This is a genomic window from Streptomyces sp. NPDC005181, from assembly GCF_040608395.1.
In the GTDB taxonomy this organism is placed as follows: Bacteria; Actinomycetota; Actinomycetes; order Streptomycetales; family Streptomycetaceae; genus Streptomyces.
The window spans coordinates 62091-86262 of the sequence record NZ_JBEXID010000020.1; the positions used below are offsets into that span (position 1 = coordinate 62091).

The following is a 24172-nucleotide window of genomic DNA, read 5'->3' on the forward strand; positions in this document are numbered from 1 at the left end:
CGCCCCCGCCCCCTGAACCCCCTCGACCGCGAAAGCAGGCACTTGTGCTGACCGTGGACTTCACCCGCTTCCCGCTCGCCGCAGGCGACCGAGTGCTCGATCTGGGCTGCGGCGCCGGGCGCCACGCCTTCGAGTGCTACCGGCGCGGCGCCCAGGTCGTGGCACTCGACCGGAACGGCGAGGAGATCCGCGAGGTCGCGAAGTGGTTCGCGGCGATGAAGGAGGCCGGGGAGGCCCCCGCGGGCGCCACCGCCACCGCGATGGAGGGCGACGCGCTCAACCTGCCGTTCCCCGACGAGTCCTTCGATGTCGTCATCATCTCCGAGGTGATGGAGCACATCCCCGACGACAAGGGTGTGCTCGCCGAGATGGTCCGGGTCCTCAAGCCGGGCGGCCGGATCGCGATCACCGTGCCGCGGTACGGTCCCGAGAAGGTCTGCTGGACGCTCTCCGACGCCTACCACGAGGTGGAGGGCGGCCACATCCGCATCTACAAGGCCGACGAACTCCTCGGCAAGATCCGCGGCGCCGGCCTCAAGCCGTACGGCACCCACCACGCGCACGCGCTGCACTCGCCTTACTGGTGGCTCAAGTGCGCGTTCGGCGTCGACAACGACAAGGCGCTGCCGGTCCGTGCGTACCACAAGCTGCTGGTCTGGGACATCATGAAGAAGCCGGCCGTCACCCGGGTCGCCGAGCAACTGCTCAACCCGGTCGTCGGCAAGAGCTTCGTCGCCTACGCCACCAAGCCGCACCTGCCCAAGGCCGCTGCCGCTGCCGCGAATGACCTGTCGAAGGCCGAGGCGTGACCACTCCCGAGCAGACCGAACACCTCGTGCTGCCCGGAGTGCTCACCGCGGAGCAGGCGACGGAGACCGTCGCCGCGCTGCTCGCCGTGCAGCGCGAGGACGGTGCCCTGCCCTGGTTCCGCGGCCACCACCTCGACCCGTGGGACCACACCGAGGCCGCCATGGCCCTGGACGCCGCGGGCGAGCACGCCGCCGCGGAACGCGCGTACAACTGGCTGGCCCGGCACCAGAACAAGGACGGGTCCTGGTACGCCGCCTACCACGACGGCGACCCGGACCGGCCGACCGACCGGGGCCTGGAGTCCAACTTCTGTGCGTACGTGGCCGTCGGCGTCTGGCACCACTACCTCGCCACCGGCGACGACGGGTTCATCGACCGGATGTGGCCGACCGTCTACGCGGCCGTCGAATTCGTCCTGCGGCTCCAGCAGCCCGGCGGCCAGATCGGCTGGAAGCGCGAACCCGACGGCAGCCCCGTCGACGACGCCCTGCTGACCGGCTGCTCCTCCATCCACCAGGCACTGCGCTGCGCACTCGCCATCGCCGAGCAGCGCGAAGAGCCGCAGCCCGACTGGGAGCTGGCGACCGGAGCGCTCGCGCACGCGATCCGCAACCACCCCGAACGCTTCCTCGACAAGAGCCGCTACTCGATGGACTGGTACTACCCGGTCCTCGGCGGCGCGCTCACCGGAGTGGCCGCCAAGGAACGGATAGAGGAAGCCTGGGACCGCTTCGTCGTCCCCGGCCTCGGGGTGCGCTGCGTGCTGCCCAACCCGTGGGTGACGGGCGGCGAGAGCTGTGAACTCGCCCTGGCACTCTGGGTGATGGGGGAATCCGACCGGGCGCTGGAGATCCTTCAGTCCATCCAGCATCTGCGCGCCGAGGGCGGCATGTACTGGACGGGATACGTCTTCGAGGGCAACCGGGCGTTCTGGCCGGAGGAGCTCACCACCTGGACCGCCGGATCGCTGCTGCTCGCCGTGGCCGCCCTGGGGGGCGACGAGGCGACCACCGCGGTCTTCAGCGGCGAACGGCTGCCGACGGGCCTGGAGCCGGACTGCTGCGCCCGCTAGAGGGCGCCTCCGAGGGGGCGCCCGGGTCGAGCCGGCAGATCAGAGACGGCGGATTCGGCCCGCCACCGTATGCCCGACGAAGAGATAGACGACGGCGGCGAGGCCGTATCCGGAGACGACCCGCGCCCACGCCTCGTCGAACGTGAACAGGTCGTACGACCAGCCGGCCAGCCAGCGGGCGGTACCCCTGACGAAGTCCACGAGGTCGTTGCCCCGGTTCGCTTCCAGCAGGTACATCAGGATCCACAAGCCGAGGATGAAGGCCATGACATCGGCCACCACGACTATGACACGTGCGGCGGTGCTGCTTCTCGTGCCTGTTCCAGGAGACATAGATATCGAGTTGCCGTTTTCCGCGGTCCGAAACCCGGTCGGCACCTCTTGAGTGGCGCGGCACCCGGACCGGGGTGAGCCTGGCCGGGAGTGCCGAGCCCGGTCACTCACCGTAGATCTCACCGTGATGTGCCCGGTCAGGGAGGCCCGCTGTGCCCAGTTCCGTACCGCTCCGCCGTCTGTTCGTGGCGCTGCTGTTGTCCTGCACGGTACTGGTGAGTGCCACGGCGTGCGGCAACGACTCCGGCAAGAGTGCGAGCGCCTCCGCTTCACCGAGCGGTACGGCGTCTGCGGAGAAGCAGAAGCTCGCCAAGACGCGATTCGTCGCCAACGCCGGGCTCGCAGCGGGTGCGGTGTACCAGTGGATCATCAAGCCGTACCGTGCGGGCAAGTTCAAGAAGGGCGCGGACGGACGGACGTTCGCACTGGTCAAGGCCGGACTCGCGGGCGGCTTCGCCTACAACCGGCTCAAGGCGGCAGCGGAGAACGCCAAGGGCGACCCGCTGCTGTCGAAGGCGGTCGCACCGCTGACGGCGGGCATCGAGTCGCTCAAGGGACTCGGCACCAAGCTCCGCAACGGCCAGGCGGGCGCGGGGGACGTCGGCGCCTTCGAAGACGTCATCACCAACATCAAGGACGCCGGCAAGAGTGCGGGCGCCGAGGTGAAGGACAAGGTGCCGTCCACCTCCCAGCTCGGCGGATAACCGTATGGGGGAGGCGTCACACGAGCAATAGGGTGCCGTCATGACGCTTCTGGCACACGATCACTACTGCGAAGAGATCCTCCGTCAGACCGACGGACTGAGAGCCGTGATCAGCGGCGCGGACCTCGACGCGAAGGTTCCGACCTGCCCCGAGTGGACGCTGCGCGACCTTGCCGTCCACCTCGGCGGCGCCCACCGCTGGGTCAACGAGATCGTCCGTACCCGGGCGACCGAGGCGGTCCCGGACGAGCGGGTGCCGCAGTTCACGCCGGACGGTGACGACTCCGCGGTGCTTGACGCGTGGCTGGCCGACGGGGCCGCGAAAACCGTCGCCGCCCTGCGCGAGGCCGGTGCCGGGCAGCCGGTCTGGGCCTGGGCATGGGACCGGAGCACCGGATTCTGGGCGCGGCGCATGGCCCACGAGACGGTCGTCCACCGCGCGGATGCGGCCGTCACGGTGAACGCCGACTACGAGGTGGCGCCCGAGCTGGCGGCCGACACGATCGACGAATGGCTGGAGATCGTCACCTTCGCCCAGTCCGAGGGGGACAGGGAGGCCATGGAGCTCCGCGGGGCCGGCCGGTCCCTTCATCTGCATGCCACGGACACCCCCGGCGCGGAGTGGCTGATCGAGTTCGGCGACGACCGTTTCACCTGGCGGCGGGCGCACGAGAAGGCGACGGTCGCGGTGCGCGGGCCGCTGACCGATCTGATGCTGGTGTTCAACCGGCGCCAGGGCGTGGACAGCGGGCGCGTCGAGGTGCTGGGGAAGCGGGAGCTGCTGGACTTCTGGCTGGAGCGGGCGAGGTTCGCATGAGGCCGGCACTCAGGCGTTGTTGAGATCTGCCAGTACGCGCAGCGTGTGGGGGTCCGGTGCCGTGACCAGCAGGTCGGTCACCGGGCCCTTGCGCCACAACTCCAGCCGCTCAGCGACCCGTTCACGCGGTCCGACGAGCGAGATCTCGTCGGCGAACGCGTCCGGCACGGCCAGCACCGCCTCCTCCTTGCGGCCCTCCAGGAACAGCCGCTGGATCCGCCGCGCCTCCTCCTCGAAGCCCATCCGGGCCATCAGGTCGGCATGGAAGTTGCGGGCGGCATGCCCCATCCCCCCGATGTAGAAGCCGAGCATCGCCTTCACCGGCAGCAGCCCCTCCGCGACATCGTCACAGACGTGCGCGCGGGCCATCGGCGCGATCATGAAGCCGTCGGGGAGACCGGCCAGCGAAGCCTCGTACACATCGGTCCGCAGCGGCGACCAGTACAGCGGCAGCCAGCCGTCCGCGATCCGCGTCGTCTGCGCGATGTTCTTCGGCCCCTCCGCGCCCAGGAGTACGGGAAGCCCGGCTCGCAGCGGATGGGTGATCGGCTTCAGCGGTCTGCCGTGGCCGGTCGCGTCCGGACCGCTGTACGGATGCGAATGGAAGCGACCGGACAGCTCAACAGGGGCCTCACGCCTGAGCACTTGACGGATGATCTCGACGTACTCACGGGTGGCGGTCAGCGGACTCTTCGGGAACGGGCGCCCGTACCAGCCCTCCACCACCTGCGGACCGGAGAGCCCGAGCCCGAGCAACATCCGGCCGCCGGAGAGATGGTCGAGGGTCAGCGCGTGCATGGCGGTCGCGGTCGGGGTGCGCGCCGCCATCTGAGCGATGCCGGTGCCGAGCCGGATGCGGGAGGTGTGGGCGGCAATCCAGGTCAGCGGGGTGAAGGCGTCGGAGCCCCAGGCCTCCGCCGTCCAGACCGAGTCGTAGCCCAGCCGCTCCGCCTCACGGGCGAGCTCCAGATGGGCGGGGTTCGGGCCGCGGCCCCAGTAGCCGAGAGCGAGTCCGAGCCGCATACCGGTCCCTCCGAGCATATGTGACGAGGTATCAGATCGATCGCACGGACGGAGGGTACGACAGCGGCCCCCCGCCCGGAAGGGGCGAGGGGCCGCAGAAAGGGGCTGTGGTCAGCCGCGCTGGATGCCCGTGGTGTCCTGAAGCACACCGCGACGGCCGTCCTGGGTCTGGGCGATGAGGCCCGGACCGCGCTGCTCCACCGCGAGGTACCAGGTGCCCGGCGCCAGTTCGGCGATCGGGCTCGGCGAACCGTCCTCGCCGTACAGCGGACGGGCCACCGGCACCGCGAACCAGAACGGCGCGAAGTCACCGGCCGGCGCCGGGCCGCCCTGCGGGGCCTGCTGCGCCTGCTGAGCGTGCTGAGCGTGCTGAGCGTGCGCCATGGTGGGATCGGGCTGACCGGGCTGCGGCTGGGCACCGTACGGCTGCTGCTGGCCCGGCTGGGCACCGTACGGCTGCTGCTGGGCGCCGGGGTAGCCGTAACCCTGGCCCGGCTGCGGCTGGCCACCGTACGGCGGCTGCACGGCTTGCGGACGCGGGGCACCCATCAGGGGGGCCTTGAGCGCCGGGACGAGCGGCGTCGCAACCGCGCCGCCGGCGAGCACCAGTGCGGCGATCAGGCCGAGAATGAGTCCGGCACCGGCATCGACCTCACCGAGGTCGATGATCGTCCAGAGGATGTTCCACGCGGTGAAGACCGTGGCCGCGACACCGAACTGGCCGAGGTCCAGACCCGCGACCTTGCGGGGCTGCGGCTGTGAACGGGAGAGCACGATCAGAGCCGCACCGGCCACCCCGACCATGTAGACGCCGATCGCGTTGCCCAGCGAATCCCAGGCGTTCGGTGCTCCGCTGAGACCGGTGTAGGAGATGAAATCGAGGAAAGAGGCGATGAACAGCACCACCGCTGCGCCGATCACCACGCCATCGCCTCGAGTGAGGGAGCGGATATTCACGTGAAGGTCCTTAGTCGGTCGTCTCGTCGGGGCGGTCGTCGCTGCCGCCGGTACGGCGGGCACGGGGCGAAGCTCGGGGGCGGCTCCCCATCGTACGGATGAATCTATCGTCTGCCTGGACGGGTTGCGTCCTGGTCCGGACGTTGGGCGGTCATCCCCCGGAATGCCACCGCACAACCTCCGCTCCTTACCCCTTGAGGTAGGAACTGATGCCGTCCGCAATGCCCTGTGCGGCCTTTTGACGCCAGCTTGCGCTGGTGAGCAGAGCGGCGTCCTTCGGATCACGCATATTGCCGCACTCGATGAACACCTTGGGCTCGGTCGACAAATTCAGCCCACCCAGATCACTACGGATGTCCAACCCCGTATTGCTGCCCACGTAATTGGAAGGCGCACTTCCGGTGGCGCGGACGAAGAGGCCCGCGATCCGGGTGCCGAGATCGCGCGACGGATCCACGATCCTCGACGTGTCGGCGGCCCCGCCGCGCACGAGTGCGGGAAGAATCACATGGAACCCCCGGTTGCCGACCGCGGAACCGTCCGCGTGCACCGAGACGACCGCATCGGCCTTGGCGTTGTTGCCGATTCGGGCCCGCTCGTCGACGCATGGGCCGTACGGGCGGTCGTTGTCGTACGTCAGGATCACCTTCGCCCCCTGCGCCTGGAGCAGCGCGCGCAGCCGGTGCGACACATCCAGCGTGAACTGGGCTTCCGGGTAACCGGAGTTGGTGGACGTGCCGGTGGTGTCGCACTCCTTGTGCGTGGTGCCGATGTCCACCTGGCGGCTGATCTCGCGGGTGTGCAGACGGTTGTTCGGGTTGTGCCCGGGATCGATGACGACGGTCTTCCCGGCCAGCGGCCCTGGCGCCCGGCCGCCCGTGGACTTCGAGGGCGGCGCGGACGGAGTCGGCGATGCGGACGTCTTCTCCGGCACCGGAGCGCTCTTCGACGGCGAGGCCGACGGCGGCGCGGCGGAGGTGCCGCTGCTCCCCTGCGGGGGCTGGGCCTGTGCCCCGCCGCTGTCACCGCCCGCGCCGCAGCCTGTGGCACTCAGGCACATGGCTGCGAGCGCGGCGGCGACGAACAGGGGCCGGCGGTGCGGGGCGGTGGGAGGAACGCTGTCGTCGTACGGCACGCCGCGATGCTATCGGGGCGCCGGGACCGACCGGCTCAGATCCCCGTTCCCGTACGGCGCAGGACGCGCAGCGAGTCCGTGACGGACACCTCGGTGAACGCCCCGGACTCCAGCGCCCGCAGATACACCCGGTACGGGGCCTGACCGCCGTGCGCGGGATCGGGGAACACGTCGTGGATCACGAGCAGCCCACCCTCGGTGAGATGCGGCGCCCAGCCCTCGTAGTCGCCGTTCGCATGCTCGTCGGTGTGCCCGCCGTCGATGAAGACGAAGCCGAGTTTCCCGCCCCAGACGGCGGCGACCTGCGGGGACCGGCCGACGAGCGCCACGACATGGTCTTCGAGCCCGGCCGCGTGCAGGGTGCGGCGGAATGTCGGCAGCGTGTCCATCCGGCCGACCTCCGGGTCCACGACGGTCGGGTCGTGGTATTCCCAGCCGGGCTGCTGCTCCTCGCTGCCACGGTGATGGTCGACGGTGAGCGCTGTCACACCTGCCGCCCGGGCGGCATCGGCGAGCAGGATCGTGGACCGCCCGCAGTACGTCCCGACCTCCAGCAGCGGCAGACCGAGCGCGGCGGCGTCGGTGGCGGCCGTGTAGAGGGCGAGCCCCTCGACCACCGGCATGAAGCCCTTGGCGGCCTGAAAGGCGGCGAGAATCTCGGGCTTGGGCTCGGCGGCCACGGGGTTCCTCCTGGCGGTACGGGGATCGAACGGCGCCCCATGGTGCCGTATGGCCTGGTCGGGGGTGTCGGCGGGGGTGCCGCCCCATGATGTGCGAGATCGATCCGGTGCTCGCAGGGAATGCCGTATGCCCCCGCCGGAACGAGTTCGACGCCACCTACACCGCACGCGTCCGCGACGCCTTGGCGCCGTCCGGCATCACCGTCCGCGGCGTCCACGAGAACGCCGATCCGGCCGCCGAACTCGCCGCGTCCGACGCCGTGTTCATCGGCGGCGGCAACTCCTTCCGGCTGCTGAGCGCCCTCTGCCGCACCGGTCTGCGCGACGCCGTCATCGAGGCCGCGCGTGACGGACTGCCGTACATGGGAGCCAGCGCGGGTGCGAACATGGCTCCTCCCACCCTCCGTACCACCGACGACATGCCCATCGTGCAGCCGCCGTCCTTCGGGACGCTCGGCCTCGTCCCGTTCCAGATCAACCCGCACTATCCGGACCCGGACCCGGACAGCACCCACAAGGGCGAGACCCGCGAGGAGCGGCTCACCGAGTTCCTGGAGGAGAACGACGTGCCGGTGCTCGGCCTGCGCGAGGGGTCATGGCTGCGGGTCGACGGCCGCCAGGCCCGGGTACAGGGCGCCCGCCCCGCCCGGCTGTTCACCCGCGGCGCCGAGCCGAGGGAGCTCCCGGTGGGGTCGGACGTCTCTCATCTGCTCACGACGGCACCGCGGTTCGACGCTCCGGTGCGCTGACCGTCAGTACGAGGTCGATCTCGGCCGGCAGGCCGTTCGCCGGGTACGTCGCCGGGCAGGCGCGCGGCGCGTATCCGGTGGCGGATCCGGCCAGTACGAAGGTGCCGGTGGACGGCGCGGCCAGGGTGTACCGGCCGGCTTCGTCCGTCACGGTGAGCCCCGCCTGCCGTCCCAGCCGGTCGATCAGCGTGACGTTGGCGCGGGCCACCGGCGTACCGTCCGCCTCCAGCACCCTGCCCCGGAAGCCGCCCGAACCGGTGACCGGACGCGAGCCCTCCTGGGTGGGCGCCGCCTCGTCCGTGCTGCTCGCCAGCAGCGCCGGTCGCAGAGCGTCGCGCTGCGACGGCAGGAACGCGGCCAGTACCAGACCGATCACCACCGCACCCGTCGCGATCATGAACGAGGTCCGGAACCCCTCCATCGACGGCACCTCCGCCGGGCCCATACGTACCGAGGTGTTGGCCAGCACCATGCCGATCACGGCGCTCGACACCGAGGTGCCGATCGACCGCATCAGGGTGTTCAGACCGTTGGCCGCACCGGTCTCCGACGGATCGACGGCCCCGATGATCAGCGCGGGCAGCGAGGAGTACGCGAGCCCGATACCGGCCCCGAGCACCACCGCGATCACCACGGTCTGCCAGACGGCACTCATCAGACCGAGCCCCGCGCCGTAGCCGATCGCGATGATCAGCATGCCGAGCATCAGCGACACCTTGGGGCCGCGGCGGGCCGACAGACGGGCGTACAGCGGGGCGACGAACATCATCGTCAGACCCAGCGGCGCCACGCACAGCCCTGCCACGACCATCGACTGCCCCAGTCCGTACCCGGTCGACGCCGGCAACTGGAGCAGCTGCGGCAGTACGAGCGAGACCGCGTAGAACGCGACGCCGACCATCACCGAGGTGAGGTTGGTGAGCAGCACCTCGCGCCGGGACGAGGTCCGCAGATCGACCAGCGGCGCCGGGCTGCGCAGCTCGAAGAGCCCCCACAGCCCCAGGATCACCAGGGACGCGGCGATCAGTCCGAGCGTGGTGGCCGAGGTCCAGCCCCAGTCGCTGCCCTTGGTGATCGGCAGCAGCAGACAGACCAGGCCGAGCGAGAGCCCGAGCGCGCCTGGCAGATCGAACCGGCCGGGCGCGCGCAGCGAGGTCTCCGGTACGGCGAGGACGGTCAGCGCCATCGACAGCACCCCGAGGCCGGCCGCGCCGAGGAACAGCGTGTGCCAGTCGGCGTGCTGGGCGACCAGCGCGGCGGCGGGCAGCGCGAGCCCGCCGCCCACCCCGATCGAGGAGCTCATCAGCGCCATTGCCGAGCCGAGTTTCTCGCGCGGAAGCTCGTCGCGCATGATGCCGATGCCCAGCGGGATGGCGCCCATGGCGAAGCCCTGGAGCGCCCGCCCCACGATCATGACCACGAGCTCATCGGTGAAGGCGCATATCAGCGAGCCGATCACCATGACGGCGAGGCTGGTGAGCAGCATCTTCCGCTTGCCGTAGAGGTCGCCGAGCCGGCCCATGATCGGTGTGGCGACGGCGCCTGCGAGCAGCGTCGCGGTCAGCACCCAGGTGGCGTTGGACGGATCGGTGTGGAGAAGGGCGGGCAGGTCCTTGATGACGGGGACGAGCAGGGTCTGCATCACCGCGACGGTGATACCCGCGAAGGCGAGAACGGGGACGACACCGCCACCCGCGCGGTGCTCCCGCGGATCGGGGAGCGGCTGCTCCCCGGCGTGCTGATCGTTCGTCGTTGGTGGCATACGTGCGGCCTCCGGGCAGCGGAAGGAGAGGGGTGGGGGTGGCGTGAGGTCCGGCGGCGGGCAGCGGTGACCGCCAGGTGCGTGCAGGGTGCAACCTTTTGGATGTCCGTCGTATTCCGGGGAACGCCGTGGGAACGGGACGCGGCGCGGCACTCGGCCGGAAGCGTACGGTCGTCTGACCTTCCGTCAGAATGAAACGTGTTCTACTCTTGCGGCGTTCCAGTGGCCGCGACCGGCGAGGATCCGCATATGGGCATCGCAATCACCCCAGAACAGAGGGAGCTGGCGCAGTCCGCACGGGGGTGGCTGGCACGCGCCGTGCCGCCGGAGGAGGTCCGCAAGCTCCTCGACGCGAGCGCCCTTGCTGCGCCTGGCGTGCGCCCCGGTTACTGGGACGGGCTCGCAGAACAGGGTCTGCTCGCCCTCCATCTGCCCGAGGAGTACGGGGGAGGGGGCGGCGCGCTTCTCGACCTCGCCGTGGTCCTGGAGGAGACGGGGCGGGCCGCGCTCCCCGGCCCCTACCCGGCGACCGCACTCACCTCGGCGGTGCTCGGCGGGTCAGGTGCGAGTGATCTCGTCTCCGCCCTCGCGGCCGGCACCCGCATCGGCGCCGTCGCCCTGGGTCCCGGCACCCTCACCGTCGTGGAGAGCGAGGGCGGCCACCTCCTCGACGGCGTCGCACCGCCCGTGCTCTGCGGCGCCGACGCCGACCTGCTCCTGCTCCCCGCGGAATCGGCCGGCGGTACCCGCTGGTTCGCCGTCGACTCCGCCACCGCAGGGCTGACCGTGCGCCCGCACCACGGCGCCGACCCGACCCGCACCACCGCCGAGGTCCGCGCCGACGGCGTATTCGTCCCTGCGGCCCGTGCCGTACGCATCGACTCCGGGACCGTCCACGACCTCGCCGCCGTCGTGTTCGCCGCCGAGGCATGCGGCACCGCCGCCTGGGCTCTGGACACCGCCGCCGCGTATGCCACGGTCCGTGAACAGTTCGGCCGCCCCATCGGCCAGTTCCAGGGCATCAAGCACCTCTGCGCCGACATGCTCGTACGTGTCGAGCAGGCCCGCGCGCTCGTTTGGGACGCCGCCCGCGCGGCGGACGAAGCCCCGGAGGTACGCGCACTGGTCGCCGCCCTGGCCGCGGGCACCGCGCTCGACGCCGCCTACAGCTGCGCCAAGGACTGCATCCAGATCCTCGGCGGCATCGGCTTCACCTGGGAGCACGACGCCCACCTCCACCTGCGCCGGGCCCTGGTGGCGCGCCAGCTGCTCGGGGCCGGGGACGCCCACCGGCTGCGGGCCGCCCGGCTGGCCGAGGGCGGGGCGCGCCGCGAGCTCTCCCTGGAACTCCCTGCCGAGGCCGCCCGCCACCGCGCCGAGGCACGCGAGACCATCGCCGCCGCCCGGGGCCTCGGCCCGGAGGCGGCCCGCCGTGCCCTCGCCCCGACCGGCTACGCCGCCCCGCACCTGCCCGCCCCGTACGGTCTGGGCGCCGGACCGGTGCACCAGCTCGCCGTGCACCAGGAGCTGAAGGAACAGGGCGTGGAGCTGAGCGGCCTCGGAATCGCCACCTGGGTGCTGCCGTCGCTCCTCGCGTACGGGACGCCGGAGCAGCAGGACCGCTACCTCCTGCCCACCCTGCGCGGCGAACTCCTGTGGTGCCAGCTGTTCTCCGAGCCCGGCGCCGGCTCCGACCTCGCCTCGCTCCGTACGAAGGCCGAGCGGACCGCCGACGGCTGGCTGATCAACGGCCAGAAGGTGTGGACGAGCGCCGCCCAAGGGGCCGACCACGGCATCCTGCTCGCCAGGACCGACCCGGACGCGCCCAAGCACCAGGGGATCGGCTACTTCCTCGTCGACATGAAGAACACCGCAGGCATCGGCATCCGTCCGTTGAAGGAGATCACCGGCGACTCCCTCTTCAACGAGGTGTACTTCGACGACGTCCTGCTGCCCGCCGACGCCGTCGTCGGCGACATCGGCGACGGTTGGCGGGTCGCCCGCAACACCCTCGGCAACGAACGCGTCCACATGGCCGACCAGATGAGCTTCGACACCGGACTGGAAGCGCTGATCGCCCGTTCCGGCGAACTCGACGGCACGTACCGGGCGCGGATCGGCGCACTCGCCGCCGAAGCGCACGCGCTCGCCTGCATCGGGCTGCGGACCACCATGCAACAGGTCTCCGGCCTGGAGCCGGGCGCCGGGGCATCCATCCGCAAACTCGTCCAGACCACCCACCAGCAGAAGGTCGCCGAACTCGCCCTGGAACTCCTGGGACCGGCCGGCGCGACCGACGAGGGCGCCGGGGCACGGGCCCTGCACGGCTTTCTGATGTCCCGCTGCCTGACCATCGCGGGCGGCACCACCCAGGTCCAGCTCAATGTCGTCGCCGAGCGCATCCTCGGCCTGCCCCGGGACCCGTGACATCCGGCCCGGTGCGGTCCGCCGGCGCCGGGCCGGCATTGTCCGGGTGGCACCTTGCGCGGCTCAAGGACGGCGCCGGGGTGCACCCGGCACAGATCAGCTTCGGCAAGCTCAACAATGTCCGCGAGACCACGGAAATGCACACCCTCGCTCCCGGCCAGGCGCTCACCGGACACGCTGCCTTCCGCTGACCGGTCCCCGCTGCCATTATCTGACGCAGCGTCAGATGAGTCGGACAGTGGCAGCGGCCCGAGAGGGAGACCATGAAGGCGTACATCGTCGGTGTCGGGATGACGAAGTTCGAGAAGCCCGAGACGCGCGACTGGCAGTACTGGGACATGGCGAAGGAGGCCGGGAGCGCCGCGCTCGCCGACGCCGGAGTCCGCTACGAGCAGGTGCAGCAGGTCCCTGCCGGCTACTGCTTCCAGGCCTCCACGGCCGGCCAGCGCGCCGCGTACGAACTCGGACTGACCGGCATACCCGTCTACAACGTCAACAACAACTGCGCGACCGGATCCACCGCGCTGATGATGGCCCGCCAGTTCGTCGAGGGCGGCATCAGCGACTGCGTCCTCGCGCTCGGCTTCGAGAAGATGGCGCGCGGGGCGCTCGGTGGCGGCGGATCCGACGGCGGCGCCGACTTCAGGACGTCGCCCGTGGCCCGGCACTACGGGATCATGGCCGCCGCCCACGGCTTCGAGAAGTCCCCGCCCACCGCCCAGATCTTCGGCAACGCGGCCCGCGAACACATGGAGCGCTACGGGACGACCGAGGCGCAGCTCGCGGCGGTGGGCGCCAAGAACCACCGGCACTCGGTGAACAATCCGTACGCCCAGTTCCAGGACGCGTACACGGTCGACGAGATCCTCGCCGCCAGGACCATCCACCGCCCGCTGACCAAGCTCCAGTGCTCGCCCACCTCCGACGGGGCGGCCGCCGCCGTCGTCGTATCGCAACGGTTCGTCGAGAACCACGGGCTGGGCGACCGGGCCGTCGAGATCGTCGCCCAGGCCATGACGACCGACACCGGGGAGTCGTTCGCCTCCGGCACCTGCATCGACGCCGTCGGCCGGCCCATGTCCCGGGCCGCCGCCCAGCAGGTGTACGCGGCCTCGGGGCTCTCGGCCGCGGACCTCGACGTCATCGAGCTGCACGACTGCTTCTCCATCAACGAGCTCCTCACCTACGAGGCGCTCGGCCTGTGCGGCGAGGGCGAGTCCGGCAAGCTCGTCGAGTCCGGGGCCACCACCTATGGCGGCCGCTGGGTCGTCAACCCGTCCGGCGGGCTGATTTCCAAGGGCCACCCGCTCGGCGCCACCGGCATCGCCCAGGCCGCCGAACTCACCTGGCAGCTGCGCGGCGAGGCGGGCCCCCGGCAGGTGCCCGATGCCCGGGTCGGACTCGCCCACAACATCGGGCTCGGCGGCGCGGCGGTGGTCACGCTGCTCCGTCGTTAGTCGGAGCCGGGGTCCGACCACCTACCGATGTACGGGGTGCAGAGTGCCTGCGAGTATGACGCCCATGGCTGACGTCACGACACCCGCGCATGTGCAGAACCGGCGAACACTCCGCACCTGGGCGGTGGTGCTCGCCGCCTGCGTCGGCCAGTTCCTCGTCGTCCTCGATGTGTCGGTCGTCAATGTGGCGCTGCCGTCCATGCGGTCCGACCTGGGGCTGAGCGCCGCGCAGTTGCAGTGGGTGCTCAACGCCTACGCGATCGCGTTCGCCGGATTCATGCTGCTCGGCGGGCGGGCCGCCGACCTGTACGGCCGCAAGCGGATGTTCCTGGTCGGACTCGGCCTGTTCACCGCGGCCTCGCTGGCCGGCGGATTCGCGCAGGAGGGCTGGCAGCTGCTGGCCGCCCGGGCGGCGCAGGGGCTCGGCGCCGCCGTGCTGTCTCCCGCGACCCTCACCATTCTCACCGCCGCCGTCCCCGAAGGCCCCGCCAGGACCAAGGCGATCGGCACCTGGATGGCCATCGGCGCGGGCGGCGGCGCGGCCGGCGGGATGGTCGGCGGGGTGCTCACCGACGTCCTCAACTGGCGCTGGGTCCTGCTGATCAATGTGCCGTTCGGTGTGCTCGTCCTGATCGGCGGCGCCGCCTGGCTCGCCGAGAGCCGGGCGCGCGAGCGCCACCGCATCGACCTGCTGGGCGCGGTGCTCGTCACGGCGGGCCTGGCCACCGTCGCCTATGGCATCGTGCAGACCGAGCAGGAGGGCTGGGCCGCACCGGCCACCCTGGTGCCGCTGCTCGGCGGACTCGCGTTGCTCGCCCTCTTCGTCCTGGCGGAGGCGCGCACCGCGGCGCCGCTGATGCCGCTGCGGGTGCTGGGCACGCGGGCCGTGGCGGCGGCGAACGTGGCGATGATCGTGATGGGTTCCGCGACGTTCTCGATGTGGTACTTCATGACCGTGTACGCACAGTCGGTGCTGGGCTATACGCCGATGCAGGCCGGATTCGCCCTGCTGCCCACCTCGTTGGCGGTCGTCGTCGGCTCGATGCTCGCGCCGCGGATCATGGCGCGGGTCGGGGCGAAGAATCTCGTCCTGAGCGGTCTGGCGGTCACCGCCACGGGCTTCGGCTGGCAGTCCACGATGGGCGCCGACGGCTCGTACTTCACGTCGATCTGCGGGCCCGGCATCCTGATGATGGCCGGTGCGGGGTTCGCGTCCACCCCCCTCGCCTCCCTCGCCACCGCGGGCGCGGCGCCCGGGGACGCCGGGCTGGTCTCCGGGCTGGTCAACACCTCGCGCACGATGGGCGGTGCGCTGGGTCTCGCCGTGCTCTCCACCGTCGCGGCGGCGCGCACCGGGGGTGGAACCGGGGCGGAGGACCTCACCGCCGGGTTCGCGCTGGCGTTCCGCACGGCGTGCTCGGTGCTGCTCGGCGGGCTGCTGCTGATGACGCTGTGGCTGCCGCGCCACCGTTCGCCGCGCTCCGGCACCCCGAGCCCGTCCGGCACCCCGGGCCCGTCGGGGACATCGAGCCCGTCCCGCACCTCAAGCCCGTCGGGCACGTCAAGCCCGTGCGGCGACTGAGGACAAGGCAGTCGTCGGCCGCCCCGGCGCCGACCGCCTACAACCACCCCTGCTGCCGCGCCGCCCGCACCGCCTCCATGCGATTACGGGTCCCCGTCTTCCCGATCGCGGACGACAGATAGTTGCGCACCGTCGACTCCGACAGATGCAGCTTGGCCGCGATGTCTGCGACCGTCGCCCCGTCCACCGACGCGTTCAGCGCGTCCCGTTCCCGCGCGGTGAGCGGGCTGGGCCCCGCACTCAGGGCCGCCGCGGCGAGGGCGGGGTCGACGACGGTCTCGCCGGTCAGCACCCGGCGGATCGCCGCCGCGAGCTCCTCGACCGGGCCGTCCTTGACCAGAAAGCCTGCGGCCCCGGCCTCCATCGCGCGGCGCAGATAGCCGGGCCGGCCGAAGGTGGTGAGGATCAGCACCCGGCAGTCCGGCACCTCCTCGCGCAGATCGGCGGCGGCGTCCAGTCCGCTGCGGCCCGGGAGTTCGATGTCGAGGAGTGCCACATCGGGACGGGACAGCAGCGCGGCGTCCACGATCTTGTCCCCGGCGGCCACCTGGGCCACCACCTCGATGTCCGGTTCCAGACCCAGCAGCAGGGCGAGCGCGCCGCGCATCATGCCCTGATCCTCGGCGAGCAGCACACGTACGGCCTTGGTCGGCCGGCGATTTTCGGGCATCTCGTTCACCGGCCCAGCGTATGGGGTGGGACCGAGCAGTCGGCGGTATCCATCCCGTCCGCGGCGTCCGTCGCGTCCACCGGCAGTTCTGCCGTGACCCCGAAGCCGCCGTCCGGACCGGGACCCGTCGTGAGCGAGCCGCCGGCCGCCGCGAGGCGTTCGGTGAGGCCCTTCAAGCCGGTGCCGCCGATGCCCGGAGCGGGCGGCCCGGCGGCCTGCCCGCGACCGTCGTCGGTGACGGTCAGCCGGACCCGCTCGGCCGTGCCGTCGACCATGAACGAGCAGGTGGTCGCATCGCTGTGGCGTACGACGTTGGTCACCGCCTCCCGTACCACCCAGCCCAGCAGTGCCTCCGCCTGCGGGGCGAGCGGCGGTCCCGATCGGCGGACCACCGGTTCGATCCCGGCGGCGGTCAGTGCGGACCTCGCCCGGTCGAGTTCGGTGGCCAGACTTCCCTCGCGGTAGCCGGTGACGGCCTCCCGGATCTCGGTGAGGGCCTGGCGGCCGACGGACTCGATCTCGGCGACCTGGAGCAGCGCCGCGTCCATGTCGCGCGGGGCCAGCCGGCGCGCGGCCTCCGACTTGACGACGATCACGGAGAGCGTGTGCCCCAGCAGGTCGTGCAGATCACGGGAGAAGCGGAGCCGCTCCTTCTCCACGGCGGTCCGGGCCAGTTCCTGCCGGGTGGCCCGCAGTTCCATCACGGTCTCCGACAGGGTGAGGATCGCGGCAGTCACCGCACCGGAGATGAAGGTGCCGTATCCGATGGCCCATGGTTCCGAGACGTTGTCCCCGCGCCAGACGGCGACGAGACTGGCCACGGCCGCCAGACACAGCAGGCCGAGCAACAGCTGCCGCTGGCGCAGCACGGTGCCGCAGGCCAGCGAGAGCAGCGGGAAGAACAGCAGCCAGCTGCCGCCGTAGCCGATGGCCAGGCCGAACGTGACCGCGGCCATCGCGGCGAGCAGCCAGTACGACACCGGGCTCTCGCGCTTCTCCTTGACGAACGCCCGGAACACCACAGAGATGTAGAGGGAGTTGAAAGTGAGCAGACCGAGACCACCGATCCAGGGGTTCGGGGTCTGCCCCTGGAAGAGGTTGGAGAAGGCGCCGAGACCCATCAGCAGCCAGGGCAGCAGGGCGTACGGGCCGGGCGGCCCGGGGCGCCCCTCCTCGCGGTGCCGCCGGCGCCGTTCCCGCCACGATCCTGATCCGTTCCGGGACATGCTCGCTCCTGTCACGCCGTCCTCGCGGACCGACGGTACGAGACGACCGCGTACGCACCGAACAGCAGAAGCCATCCGGCGAGCACGATGATTGTCCCCGCGGACGGCGCGTGGCCCTCCGTGGTTGCCCAGCCCAGGTCGGCGAACCGGTGCGCAGGGGTGTACGCACCGATGGTGCGCACCCAGGACGGGAACTCGGACAGCGGGAACCACAGCCCGCCGATGATCGCGAAGCCCATCAGGGCGGCCACGTTGACCACCCCGGTGGCCTGCGGGGTGAGCCGGTAGCCGTTGCCGATGCCGAGCAGGGTGAACGGCAGCGCGCCGATCCACAGCAGCAGCGTCAGGGCAGCCCACTGCCAGACCTCCAGCCGTACGCCGTTGACCACCGCTCCGGCGAGCAGCACCACCAGGATGGTCGGCAGCACGGTCACCGAACCGCTGATCGCGCGGCCCGCGACCACCCGGGACGGGTCGAGCGGTGTGATCCGCAGTTGCTGGAGCCAGCCGAGGGACTTGTCGGACGCGACTCCCGTGCCGATCGACATGGCGGCGCCCAGCGCCCCGTACGCGGCCATGCCGACCATGGAAGCGACCTTCCACTCGGCCGCGCCGTCGCCGCCGCCGCCACCGAGGTTGGTGAAGAGCAGATACATCAGCACCGGCATCCCGATCCCGAAGATCATGAAGGCGCCGTCGCGCAGAGTGCGGCGGATCTCCAGCACGATGTAGGGCAGCATCAGACGGTCTCCTTCTCCGAGAGGGTGGCGGGGGCGGTCAGAGAGAGGAACGCGTCCTCGAGGGTGGCCCGGGAGACCTGGAGGTTGCGGACCCGGCCGAGGCGGGCCAGCTCGATCACGGTGGCGTCCGAGTCGTCCGTACGCAGCAGCGCCCGGTCCCCGCGGACCTCGACGGCGACGACGCCGGGGAGCAGCTCCAGGCCCTCCGTCCCGCCGCCCGCCAGGTCGAACGAGACATGGTTGCCGCCGGCCGACTCCTTGATCCGATCACCGCTGCCGTCGGCGACGATCCGGCCGTGGTCGATGACGACGATCCGGTCGGCGTTCTCGTCGGCCTCCTCCAGATAGTGCGTGGAGAAGATGACCGTGTTGCCGCGCCGGGCATAGGACCGCATGGAGTCCCAGAACGCGCGCCGGGCCTCGACGTCCAGGGCGGCCGTCGGCTCGTCCAGGACGATCAGCTCCGGATTGCCGGCCAGTGCGACGGCGAACCGGACGCGCTGGATCTGCCCGCCGGAGAGCTTGTCGATGCGCCGGTCCGCGTACTCGGTGACACCCGCCAGGGCCAGCGAATCGGGGACCGGCAGCGGGCTCGGGTAGGTGGACGCGACGAAGGCGACCAGCTCGCGGACCGTCACCCGGGGGATGGGCCGCCCGTCCTGGAGCATGGCGCCGACCCGGCCGGCCCGTACCGCCTGCTCGGGGGTACGGCCGAGCAGCCGCACACTGCCGGAGTCCGGTTCGTCGAGTCCGAGCAGCAGGCTGATGGTGGTGGACTTGCCCGCGCCGTTGCGGCCGAGCAGGGCGACGGTCTCGCCGCGTCCGACGGTCAGGTCGATCCCGTCGACGGCCCGCACGGTCTGCTCCGCCCGGCCGAAGGTTTTGACTGCCCCGGTGAAGATCACCGCGGGCCCGCTCCCCGTTGTCTTTTCCATGTCCCTGACGCTACGGAGCCGGGCGGCCTCCCGGCAGAGGCGCATGTACGGACTCCGGGATGACAAATGTCATCGCCGGGACCGCCGTCACACGTTACCGGGTACCGCATCTGACGAGATGTCAGCAGTCTTCACAACTGCTGGGAGCTGCGTTATACATAGGGCCAACCGGCTAGAACGCGTTCTAGAACGGGTGCAGTGGCCGGCCCAGCACGACCTCGGTGCGGCCGACGGTGCGGACGGCCGCGCCGAGGTCTTCCCACCATCAAGGAGCAGCTTCCCCATGCCCATTGATGCCGCAAAGGCGGTCGCCGCCGAACCCCGGACCGCCGAGATCTCCTGGGACCACAAGGACGTCCAGCTCTACCACCTGGGAATCGGCGCGGGAGCCCCCGCCACCGACCCCGGCGAACTGCGCTACACCCTCGAATCCCGGCTCCATGTCCTGCCCAGCTTCGCCACCGTCGCGGGAGCGGGCATGGGCGTCGTCGGCGGACTGGCCTCGCCCGGGATCGACGTCGACCTGGCCGCCGTGCTCCACGGCGGCCAGGCCGTACGGGTGCACCGGCCGATCCCGGCCGAGGGCGGGGCCACCCAGACGTCGAAGGTCGCGGCGGTGTACGACAAGGGCAAGGCGGCCGTCCTCGTCCTGCGCACCGAGGCCGCCGACGACGAGGGCCCCCTGTGGACCAGCGATGCCGAGATCTTCGTCCGCGGCGAGGGGGGCTTCGGCGGCGAACGCGGGCCGTCCGGGCGGTATGCCGACATAGCCGTCGTCCCGAACCACACGGTCGAACGGCGTGTACGCGAGGACCAGGCCCTGCTCTACCGCCTCTCCGGGGACCGGAACCCGCTGCACGCCGACCCCGAGTTCGCCCGGAAGGCCGGCTTCGACCGGCCCATCCTGCACGGGCTGTGCACCTACGGCATGACGCTCAAGGCCGTGGCCGACACGCTGCTCGGTGGTGATGTGGCCCGCATCCGCTCGTACCGCACCCGTTTCGCCGGGGTGGTCTTCCCCGGGGAGACCCTCCGCATCCGGATGTGGACCGGGGACGGTCACGTCCGGGTCGCCGTGACCGCAGTCGAGCGGGACGAGGCACCGGTCCTGACCGACACGCTCGTCGAACACTCCTGAATCACGCAAGGACTGAAACACGCCACGAGTTGAGGGGAGCCGCACCATGCGCGCAGCCGTACTGCACGAGATAGGTCAGGACAAACTGGAAGTCCTCGACGACGTCGAGGCGGTGGGCTTCGGCCCCGGCAAGGTCAAGCTCCGCGTCCGGGCCACCGGACTGTGCCACTCCGACGTCTCGGCGATGAGCGGCGTGCTTCCGCAGCCCGCCCCCTTCATCCCCGGGCACGAAGGTGCCGGCGAGGTCATCGACATCGGCGACGGCGTGACCGGACTGAACACGGGGGACCGGGTGCTGGTCTGCTGGCTGCCCGCCTGCGGGGTATGTCCCGCCTGCAAGCGAGGCCAGACACAGCTCTGTCTGGCCGGCTTCATGAACGCGGGCACGCCCAACTTCAAGCGTCCCGGCGGCGATGTGTTCGGCTTCGCCGGGACCGGCACCTTCACCGAGGAAGTCGTCGTCGACGCCGGCTGCGCGGTGCCGATCCCCGACGACGTGCCGTTCGAGATCGCCGCGCTGATCGGCTGCGGCGTCACCACCGGACTCGGCGCCGCGATCAACACCGCGCAGGTGGAGGCCGGTTCGTCGGTCGCCGTGATCGGCTGCGGCGGCGTCGGCATCTCCACCATCCAGGGCGCCAGGGTGCAGGGCGCCGCCCAGATCGTCGCCGTCGACCCGATCGCGTCCCGGCGCGAGGCGGCTCTGCGGTTCGGTGCGACCGAGGCGGTCGCACCGGACGGACTCGCCGACGCCAAGCAGCGGATCACCGCCGGCGAGGGCTTCGACTACGTCTTCGAGGTCGTCGGCAAGTCGGTGACGGCCCGCACGGCGTACGAGCACACCCGGCGCGGCGGCACGCTCTGCATCGTCGGTGCGGGCGCGATGGACGACAACTTCCAGGTCAACATGTTCGAGCTGTTCTTCGACGAGAAGCGGATCCTGCCCTCCATGTACGGGGGAGGGGACGTGCTCCGGTCGTACGAACGGGCCATCGCGCTCTGGCGGGCGGGCCGGATCGACCTCGAATCGATGATCACCCACCGGGTGCAGCTCGTCGAGATCAATGACGCCCTCGACCAGATGAGGACCGGTGAGGCGCTCCGTACCTGCATCGAACTCTGACTGTCTGTCAGCCACCGTGCTCCGAGAGGACTCCGAGGTTCCGATGTCACAACCCCTTCCCCTGGACGGGCTGTCCGCGATCGTCACCGGCGCGGGCCGCGGCCTCGGGCGCGCCGAAGCGCTGGAACTGGCACGGCTCGGCGCGGCCGTCGTCGTCAACGACTACGGGCAGCCGGGCCGCGACGGCTCGGGCGAGGCCTCCGCGGCACCCGCCGAGGAGGTCGCCGAGGAGATCCGTGCAGCCGGCGGCCGGGCGGTCGCCCATCTCGGCGACGTCTCCGACCACGAGCAGGCCCGCGCTCTGGTCGAACTGGCCGTCAGCGCGTACGGCAAGCTCGACATCCTCGTCAACAACGCGGGGATCCTGCGCGACCGGATGGTCTTCTCGATGACCGAGGACGAGTGGGACTCCGTCATCCGGGTCCACCTCAAGGGCCACTTCAACACCACCCACTTCGCCGCGTCCCACTGGCGCGCCCGGTCCAAGGAGTCCGGCTCCCCGGTCTACGGCCGGATCGTCAACACCTCGTCCGAGGCGTTCCTCGCGGGCTCGGCGGGCCAGCCGAACTACGCGGCGGCCAAGGGCGGCATCGTCGGTCTCACCACCTCCACCGCCCTGGCCCTCGCCAAATACGGTGTCACGGCCAACGCGATCTGTCCGCGGGCCCGCACCCGCATGACGGAAGACGTCTTCGCGGGCTTCGAGGAACCGACGGACGGCCGGCTCGACACGCTGGCCCCTGAGCATGTCTCCCCCCTGGTCGGCTATCTGGCCTCGCCGGCGGCCGCCAAGGTCAACGGGCAGCTGCTCGTGGTGCACGGCGGGATGGTCGCGATCGTGGAACGCCCCAGGGTGGCAGCGAAGTTCGACTCGTCCAAGGAGGCGTTCTCGTTCGACGAGCTGGACGAGCTGATCTCCCCGTACTACGAGGACCGCCCGGCGGACGAGACGTTCGCGGCGGCGGAGGTGCTGGGCCTCAAGCGGGGCTGACGCTCCGGGCACGGCGGACAAGGAAGGGCCTCCGCAGCACACGACTGTGCTGCGGAGGCCCTTCCTTCCCTCGTTGAGTTCTGTACGGTCAGGCCGCCCTGCGGACCCCCTCGGAGGGGCGCCGGTGGCGACCGTGCGGCTGCACGTCCGTGCTGTCCATCGACACACCGCCTCGGTGCTTTCCGGAGCCGCCGGCTCCGGCCCGTTCGGCGTCCGCCCCCGGCGGGCGCGTCCGGGTCGTGTCGGTTCGGGCTTCAGACATGTGGGAAGTCACCCCGTTGTGATCGCTTACGTGTGTGTCACCGGGACCAGCGCGCCATCACCCGACGCGGTCACCGTCGGCAACCGCGCCGATTGGCTGCGTAGCTCCCAGGCCCGGAATCCTAACCAGGAGCCGTACGCCCCACGAGAGGCGCCTGCCCCAGTGGAACCGGCTTGCACACTGCAGGAGGCGTGGCAGCCGCGGACGGTTGCATACCGCTTTCCGTGGCCGCCGCCCACGCCGGCCCGACGCCGCGTTCCTCGTCCACCGGCGCCTCCATCAGGGCCACCCCGCACGACACGTCCCCGTTCGCGTACGGAAGCTTGAGCACACCGTCCCTGGTCCACAGCCCGGACCCGGCCAGCCACCCTTCGGGGACGGGGAGTTGATGCAGCCGGCGCCCTGCCGGACGCCACACTCCCACCCAGCTGCCGGCCGCCCCGTCGATCCGCAGCGCCACCGCGCAGCTCTCCGGCATCAGCATCTGCCCCGGCTGCACGGCGAACGGCGTCACCGCCACATCCGCCGGACGCAGGCACTCCGGGAAGCGCACCGGCAGACAGCTGCCGAGCACCCCCCACCCGAGCCGGTCGTGGCCCGGCGCGTCGGAGCGGATCAGCAGCAGCCCGCTGTCCGCGTCGGCGAGCAGCAGCCGGTCGTTGCTGTCCGGCGCGATCTGCAGCAGCGGCGTCACCTCGCCGCCCCGCCCCAGGTCCACGGCGACCGCCTTCACCGGACCGCCGCCCACGGGCTCCCGGTCCACGGCCAGCAGCTGCCCGTCCCGGTCCAGCCAGACCCCGCCGGAGCACCGCCCCGGCACATCGGTGATGTGTTCCGGTCCGAACGCCCCGCCCGCCACCCGCCAGACGGCGGTGGAGTGTTCCCCGACCGAAAGAACGTACGCACTCGCACCGTCCGGCGAGGGCGGCAGCAGAGTCAGGTGCGCGCCGTCCGTGCACTCGACGGCGCCGAGCGGCAGTTCGCCGGTGCCGGGACCGGTCGGATAGAGCAGCGAGAAGGTGTGACGGTCCGCCACCTGCCGGCGGATCAGTACGCGGCCGTCGGCGAGCGGCAGTACATCGGAGTCCGGCTTCTCCGGCTGGTCGAGGGGGAGCGGCACGGCGTACGGCTCATGCCCGTCGAGCGTCCAGCGCTCGGGGAACCAGCCCGCGGCGTCCGCCGGTCCGGAGAGCGTGAGCCGTGCGCCGTACGAACCGTCGGCGGCGATGGTGAACGCGGCCGCAGGTGCGGCGGCCCCGGCGTCACCGCCCCGCACACCGGACTCATCAGGCACGAGCGGCACAACAGCCCCGTCGGACTGCGCCGGTTCGTGCGGCCCCCAGGCTCCCTGCGGCTCCCGGGCTTCCTCCGGCCTCTCGGGTTCCTCCGGCTCCTCCCGGCCCCCGGGTTCTTCCGCCTCTCCCGCTTTTCCCGCTTCTCCCGACACGAGACTCACCGTCGCGGCGGCCCCGGCAGTCTCACCCTCGATGACACGGGCAGTCATGGACTCGTCACCTCCGGCAACCGAAGCTAGTTTTCGCACTTCCTGCCGAACAACACGAGACCCGCCATTTCACAC

Annotated in this window: 21 protein-coding genes and 1 pseudogene; 11 read left to right on the forward strand and 11 right to left on the reverse strand. The window is 71.2% G+C overall.

Translation table 11 applies throughout. The features are described from left to right. Positions 1-44 precede the first annotated feature (44 nt). Positions 45-809: a class I SAM-dependent methyltransferase gene (locus ABZV38_RS15905; protein ID WP_356327389.1), complete on the forward strand. Its 765-nt coding sequence runs from the start codon at positions 45-47 to the stop codon at positions 807-809. Next, positions 806-1882, forward strand: a complete 1077-nt coding sequence (locus ABZV38_RS15910) for a prenyltransferase (RefSeq protein ID WP_356327390.1) — start codon at positions 806-808, stop codon at positions 1880-1882. Before ABZV38_RS15905 ends, ABZV38_RS15910 begins: the two co-directional genes overlap by 4 nt. A 39-nt stretch (positions 1883-1921) precedes the next feature. On the opposite strand, the gene ABZV38_RS15915 is transcribed toward ABZV38_RS15910, so the two are convergent. Then, entirely contained in the window at positions 1922-2215 is a 294-nt protein-coding gene (locus ABZV38_RS15915; RefSeq protein ID WP_356327392.1) for a hypothetical protein, read from the reverse strand. A gap of 152 nt (positions 2216-2367) precedes the next feature. Here ABZV38_RS15915 and ABZV38_RS15920 point away from each other — a divergent pair, with 152 nt between their 5' ends. After that, on the forward strand, positions 2368-2919 hold the full coding sequence (locus ABZV38_RS15920) for a hypothetical protein (protein WP_356327394.1): 552 nt from the start codon (positions 2368-2370) through the stop codon (positions 2917-2919). A 40-nt stretch (positions 2920-2959) separates the two neighbouring features. Further along, complete coding sequence (locus tag ABZV38_RS15925) at positions 2960-3736, forward strand: maleylpyruvate isomerase family mycothiol-dependent enzyme (RefSeq protein WP_356327396.1); 777 nt, start codon at positions 2960-2962, stop codon at positions 3734-3736. A 9-nt stretch (positions 3737-3745) separates the two neighbouring features. On the opposite strand, the gene ABZV38_RS15930 is transcribed toward ABZV38_RS15925, so the two are convergent. The 4 genes from ABZV38_RS15930 to ABZV38_RS15945 form a co-directional block, all read right to left on the reverse strand. Continuing rightward, positions 3746-4759, reverse strand: coding sequence for an LLM class F420-dependent oxidoreductase (locus ABZV38_RS15930; protein WP_356327397.1), 1014 nt, complete (start codon positions 4757-4759; stop codon positions 3746-3748). Between the two features lie 111 nt (positions 4760-4870). After that, positions 4871-5683: a hypothetical protein gene (locus ABZV38_RS15935; protein ID WP_356327463.1), complete on the reverse strand. Its 813-nt coding sequence runs from the start codon at positions 5681-5683 to the stop codon at positions 4871-4873. Between the two features lie 220 nt (positions 5684-5903). Next, positions 5904-6851, reverse strand: a complete 948-nt coding sequence (locus ABZV38_RS15940; RefSeq protein ID WP_356327399.1) for an N-acetylmuramoyl-L-alanine amidase — start codon at positions 6849-6851, stop codon at positions 5904-5906. A 35-nt stretch (positions 6852-6886) separates the two neighbouring features. Beyond that, positions 6887-7531: a class I SAM-dependent methyltransferase gene (locus ABZV38_RS15945; protein WP_356327400.1), complete on the reverse strand. Its 645-nt coding sequence runs from the start codon at positions 7529-7531 to the stop codon at positions 6887-6889. A 155-nt stretch (positions 7532-7686) separates the two neighbouring features. Here ABZV38_RS15945 and pepE point away from each other — a divergent pair. Further along, positions 7687-8280, forward strand: a pseudogene (gene pepE / locus ABZV38_RS15950) (dipeptidase PepE); the annotation flags it as partial. Here pepE and ABZV38_RS15955 read toward each other — a convergent pair. After that, positions 8243-10042 carry an MFS transporter gene (locus ABZV38_RS15955; protein ID WP_356327402.1) on the reverse strand — a complete coding sequence of 600 codons (1800 nt, stop codon included), beginning with the start codon at positions 10040-10042 and terminating at the stop codon, positions 8243-8245. The pseudogene pepE and the gene ABZV38_RS15955 overlap by 38 nt on opposite strands. Positions 10043-10291: 249 nt before the next feature. On the opposite strand from ABZV38_RS15955, the gene ABZV38_RS15960 reads away from it, so the two are divergent. The 3 genes from ABZV38_RS15960 to ABZV38_RS15970 all read left to right on the forward strand — a co-directional run bounded on the left by ABZV38_RS15960 (position 10292) and on the right by ABZV38_RS15970 (position 15508). Continuing rightward, positions 10292-12469: an acyl-CoA dehydrogenase gene (locus ABZV38_RS15960; RefSeq protein ID WP_356327404.1), complete on the forward strand. Its 2178-nt coding sequence runs from the start codon at positions 10292-10294 to the stop codon at positions 12467-12469. Positions 12470-12732: 263 nt separating this feature from the next. Next, positions 12733-13926 (forward strand): lipid-transfer protein, encoded by a 1194-nt coding sequence (locus tag ABZV38_RS15965; protein ID WP_356327406.1) that lies wholly within the window; start codon positions 12733-12735, stop codon positions 13924-13926. 55 nt (positions 13927-13981) lie between these two features. After that, positions 13982-15508, forward strand: coding sequence for an MFS transporter (locus ABZV38_RS15970; protein WP_356327407.1), 1527 nt, complete (start codon positions 13982-13984; stop codon positions 15506-15508). A gap of 37 nt (positions 15509-15545) precedes the next feature. On the opposite strand, the gene ABZV38_RS15975 is transcribed toward ABZV38_RS15970, so the two are convergent. From ABZV38_RS15975 to ABZV38_RS15990, 4 genes are read right to left on the reverse strand one after another with little or no spacing between them, the layout of a single operon-like run. Continuing rightward, complete coding sequence (locus tag ABZV38_RS15975) at positions 15546-16178, reverse strand: response regulator transcription factor (RefSeq protein WP_356327465.1); 633 nt, start codon at positions 16176-16178, stop codon at positions 15546-15548. Positions 16179-16183: 5 nt separating this feature from the next. Next, complete coding sequence (locus ABZV38_RS15980) at positions 16184-17404, reverse strand: sensor histidine kinase (RefSeq protein WP_356327409.1); 1221 nt, start codon at positions 17402-17404, stop codon at positions 16184-16186. 11 nt (positions 17405-17415) lie between these two features. After that, positions 17416-18144 carry an ABC transporter permease gene (locus ABZV38_RS15985; RefSeq protein ID WP_356327411.1) on the reverse strand — a complete coding sequence of 243 codons (729 nt, stop codon included), beginning with the start codon at positions 18142-18144 and terminating at the stop codon, positions 17416-17418. Beyond that, positions 18144-19079, reverse strand: coding sequence for an ABC transporter ATP-binding protein (locus ABZV38_RS15990; RefSeq protein ID WP_356327412.1), 936 nt, complete (start codon positions 19077-19079; stop codon positions 18144-18146). The genes ABZV38_RS15985 and ABZV38_RS15990 overlap by 1 nt, the downstream gene beginning before the upstream one ends. A gap of 283 nt (positions 19080-19362) precedes the next feature. Between ABZV38_RS15990 and ABZV38_RS15995 the strand changes: the two genes are divergently transcribed. From ABZV38_RS15995 to ABZV38_RS16005, 3 genes are read left to right on the forward strand one after another with little or no spacing between them, the layout of a single operon-like run. Then, positions 19363-20217, forward strand: coding sequence for a MaoC/PaaZ C-terminal domain-containing protein (locus ABZV38_RS15995; RefSeq protein WP_356327414.1), 855 nt, complete (start codon positions 19363-19365; stop codon positions 20215-20217). A gap of 46 nt (positions 20218-20263) precedes the next feature. Continuing rightward, positions 20264-21340 carry a Zn-dependent alcohol dehydrogenase gene (locus ABZV38_RS16000; RefSeq protein ID WP_356327416.1) on the forward strand — a complete coding sequence of 359 codons (1077 nt, stop codon included), beginning with the start codon at positions 20264-20266 and terminating at the stop codon, positions 21338-21340. Positions 21341-21383: 43 nt separating this feature from the next. Next, positions 21384-22331, forward strand: a complete 948-nt coding sequence (locus ABZV38_RS16005; RefSeq protein WP_356327418.1) for a 3-oxoacyl-ACP reductase — start codon at positions 21384-21386, stop codon at positions 22329-22331. A gap of 383 nt (positions 22332-22714) precedes the next feature. On the opposite strand, the gene ABZV38_RS16010 is transcribed toward ABZV38_RS16005, so the two are convergent. Continuing rightward, entirely contained in the window at positions 22715-24097 is a 1383-nt protein-coding gene (locus ABZV38_RS16010; RefSeq protein WP_356327420.1) for a hypothetical protein, read from the reverse strand. Positions 24098-24172 lie beyond the last annotated feature (75 nt).